This is a genomic window from Streptomyces sp. SID3212 (assembly GCF_009865405.1).
Classification (GTDB): domain Bacteria; phylum Actinomycetota; class Actinomycetes; order Streptomycetales; family Streptomycetaceae; genus Streptomyces.
Window position 1 is genome coordinate 1 of record NZ_WWJY01000220.1, and the last position, 3,614, is coordinate 3,614.

Sequence of the window (3,614 nt, forward strand, 5' to 3'; positions counted from 1 at the left end):
GCGGCGGTGAGCGCGTCCCGGGCGGCGCGGCTGCGCGCGGTGCTCGCCGGCCGCCCCGGGGTGCTGCTGATCGAGGACGACCACGGCCACCACTTCGTGGACCTGCCCCTGCACCCGCTCGCCGGGGCCACCGACAGCTGGGCGCTGGTGCGGTCCACCGCCAAGGCGTACGGGCCGGATCTGCGCCTCGCGGTCCTGACCGGGGACGCCATGACGATCGACCGGGTGACGGGCCGTCAGCGGCTCGGTCCCGGCTGGGTCAGCCGCCTCCTCCAGCGGGCCGTCGTGGAGCTGTGGACCTCGGGCGCGGTGGACGTCCCGGCGGTGTCGCGCGCGTACGGGGAACGACGCGACGCGCTCGTACGGGCCCTGGCGGAACGGGGTGTCGAGGCCCGTGGCCGCAGTGGCATGAACGTCTGGGTGCCGGTCGCCGACGAGACGAGTGCGGTGACGGGCCTGGTGCGCGCGGGGTGGGCGGTCGCGCCGGGCGCCCGCTTCCGGGTGGCTTCGCCGGCGGCGGTACGGGTCACGGTGTCGGCGCTCCCGGACGGCGACCTGGTGTCGCTCGCGGACGCGCTGGCCGCGGCGGCGGGACCGGCGCCTGCCCGCAGCTACGGCTGAGCGGGTGCCGGTGCCGGTGTGGGTACGGGTGTCGGCTGTGGTGCGGTCGCCGGGTCCGTCGTGTCCGCCTCGGCCTTCCGGCCTCCGCTCCCTCCCCGCTTCCGGGACTTCCACGGCTTGCTCTGCGTCAGGGCGGCGCCGGCCAGGATGACCACCGCGCCGACGGGGGTGTTCCAGCTCAGCGGCTCGCCGAGGAGGGTGACCCCCGCGGCCGTGGCGATGACCGGGATGAAGTACGTCACCATCGCGCCGATCGTCGGGCCGACCTCGGCGACCACTCCGTACTGGAGCAGGATCGCCAAGCCGGTCCCCAGCGCCCCGAGCACCACCACCGCCAGCAGCGGCCACAGCGGGAACGAGGTCGGCATGGAGGTGAACAGGGGCGTCACCACGGCGAGTTGCACGGTGGCCAGGAGCAACTGCGTGCCGGTGAGCGAGAGATGCGAGTGGCTGCCGCCCGCCAGGGTCCGGCGTACGTAGATCCAGCCGACCGGGTAGCTCAGCGAGGCGAGCAGGGCCATGGCCGTACCGGTGACGTCGAGGCCCGAGAAGCCCTGCCAGGCACCGAGGACGGTCAGGACCCCGAGGAATCCGATGCCGACCCCGGCCACCCGGCGGCGGGTGGGGCGGTCCTCGGACAGGGCGACGAACGACAGCAGCATGCCCCACAGGGGCGAGGTCGCGTTGCAGATGCCCGCGAGCGTCGAGGGGATCGTCAGCTCGGAGTAGGCGAACAGCGAGAACGGCAGCGCGTTCAGGAGGAAGGCCGCGACGGCGAGATGCCCCCAGGTGCGCAGGCCCCGGGGCAGCCGCTCACGCTTCCACACCAGGGCGATCGCGATGACCGCCGTACCGAACAGGAGGCGGCCGAAGGTGACTTGGAAGGGCGCGAAGCTGTCGGTACCCACCTTGATGAACAGGAAGCTGAAACCCCAGATGAGGGAGAGCGCCGCGAACCGGACGCGCCAGCCGATCACGCGGCGCACGCGCGGGGTGTCCGGGGATCCGCCGGGCCCGACCGGGGCGCTGCCCGGGGCCGGTGCGGGGGAGTGCGGGAGGGAGGCGGGGCCGGGGCGAGGCGGGGTGGCGGTGCTCATGGTCATCACCATGACCTGAACCATCTCGTAGGACAAGCGAGATTTTGTGCGTCCGATGTCTTAGCATCGCTTATATGTTGAATCTGGAGCGACTGCGGACCCTGGACGCACTGGCCCGGCACGGCTCGGTGAGCGGCGCCGCCGAGGGCCTGCACGTCACGACGTCCGCCGTCTCCCAGCAGCTGGCCAAGCTGGAGCGTGAGGTGGGTCAGCAGCTGCTCGCCAAGAACGGGCGGGGGGTCAGGCTCACGGACGCGGGCCGGCTGCTCGCCGACCATGCCGCGCGGATCATCTCGCAGGTCGAGGTCGCCCAGTCGGACATCGAGGCGCAGCGCGGCCGGGTGGTGGGCGACGTGCGGATCTCGGCGTTCCCGACGGCGGCGCGCGGGCTGTTCCCCGTGGCGATCCGTGCCCTGCGCGACACCCATCCGGAACTGCGTGTGATGGCGCGGGAGCTGGAGCCGGAAGCCGGTATCAGGGGAGTGCTCAGGGGCGATCTCGACCTCGCCGTGGTGCTGGACTGGAGCAACAAACGGCTGCCCGTGCCGGGCGGTCTCGCCCTCGCGCACCTTCTGGACGACGCCGCCGACGTGGCGATGCCCGCCGACCACCGGCTCGCGGGCCGGTCGGAGGTGGACCTGGAGGAGTTCGCCGACGACTCCTGGGTGTCCTGGCCGGAGGGCGAATTCTGTTACGACTGGCTGATGTTCACACTCCGCTCGAAGGGGATGGAGCCACGGATCGGCCATCTCGCGGGGGAACACCACACCCAGCTCGCCCTGATCGCGGCGGGCCTCGGCGTCTGCGTTGCGCCTCGGCTGGGGCGCGGGCCGGTGCCCGAGGGCGTGGCGGTGGTCCCCGTACGGCAGAAGATGTGGCGGCACATCCACGTGGTCTGGCGCACGGACGCGGGCCGCCGCCCCTCGATCAGGGCGGCCGTGGAGGCGCTGGGGGCGGCGGCGCGGACGGTCGAGGAGTGAGGGGGCCGTGTACGTGCGCGCGTCTTTGTACGCGTAACGTCACGCGAGGGTGATCGAGTCTCCGGTGACCTTGATCGACGCGGCGGGCAGGGGCTGGGTCGCGGGTCCCTGCTTCACACTGCCGTCCGTGACACTGAACTGACTGCCGTGGCAGGGGCAGTTGATGACACCGTCCTTCACGGTCGTCACCGCGCAGCCCTGGTGGGTGCACTTGGACGAGAAGGCCTTGAACTCCCCGGCCTCGGGCTGGGTGACCACCACGCCCTGGCCGTCGAAGATCTTTCCGCCGCCCTCGGGGATGTCGGTGGTCTTCGCGAGGACGTCACCTGCTCCGGAGTTACCTGCTCCGGTGTCGGCGGGCTTCTGGTCGGCGGTCCCCGACGTGTCGTCCCCGCACGCCACGAGTGCCGCGCCCAGTCCCGCGGCGCCCGCCGCGGCGACGATGGTCCGGCGTGTCACGGTCCGTGCGGTGCCCTGCGTTCCCGTCATGCTGCGTACCTCTCTCCTGGCCGCCGGTGCGTCGGCCGATCACTGGAAAGTACGGACAAACCCGCCTCCGTGTTCACGCGTGGGACGAACTGTCCGGAATATTGCGTGGCTGTCCTCGGAGTTCGCGGGACGCTCTCCCGTGGTCCGGGGCGGGCCCCGGGTTGACGGCGCGGCGCCGGAGTCGGACATTTGATGAAACGCACGTAAGCGGCTCTCGCCGGCGTCCCACCAGGAGGATCATGTACTCCACGTACCGATCCCGGGCTGTTGTCCCCGCGCTGGCCTGCGCGCTGGCCGCCGTACTCGGCGGCTCGTCCGCCGTCGGCGCGGACGGTGGGGGCGGCGCGGCGGGTGCCCCGGCGGGGGGACCTCCGGCGGCTGTGGCGGTGACGGGCCCGACTGCGACGAGCAGCGCGACGGGGCCGAC

4 protein-coding genes and 1 pseudogene are annotated in these 3,614 nt (G+C 72.5%); 3 read left to right on the forward strand and 2 right to left on the reverse strand.

What is annotated here, in order from left to right; genetic code table 11:
* On the forward strand, positions 1-621 hold a 621-nt coding region (locus tag GT042_RS06430; protein ID WP_161307735.1), incomplete at its 5' end, for an aminotransferase class I/II-fold pyridoxal phosphate-dependent enzyme.
* Here the strand turns inward: GT042_RS06430 and GT042_RS06435 are convergent.
* Complete coding sequence (locus GT042_RS06435) at positions 612-1,754, reverse strand: DMT family transporter (RefSeq protein WP_237530512.1); 1,143 nt, start codon at positions 1,752-1,754, stop codon at positions 612-614. The two genes, GT042_RS06430 and GT042_RS06435, sit on opposite strands and share 10 nt — an antisense overlap.
* Positions 1,755-1,792: 38 nt before the next feature.
* On the opposite strand from GT042_RS06435, the gene GT042_RS06440 reads away from it, so the two are divergent.
* Complete coding sequence (locus GT042_RS06440) at positions 1,793-2,698, forward strand: LysR family transcriptional regulator (protein WP_161307736.1); 906 nt, start codon at positions 1,793-1,795, stop codon at positions 2,696-2,698.
* A 39-nt stretch (positions 2,699-2,737) separates the two neighbouring features.
* Here the strand turns inward: GT042_RS06440 and GT042_RS06445 are convergent, their stop codons facing one another.
* A complete protein-coding gene (locus tag GT042_RS06445; protein WP_161307737.1) occupies positions 2,738-3,187 on the reverse strand; it encodes a Rieske (2Fe-2S) protein in 450 nt (149 codons plus the stop codon).
* A gap of 239 nt (positions 3,188-3,426) precedes the next feature.
* Here GT042_RS06445 and GT042_RS38775 point away from each other — a divergent pair.
* A pseudogene (locus GT042_RS38775) lies at positions 3,427-3,614 on the forward strand (hypothetical protein); the annotation flags it as partial.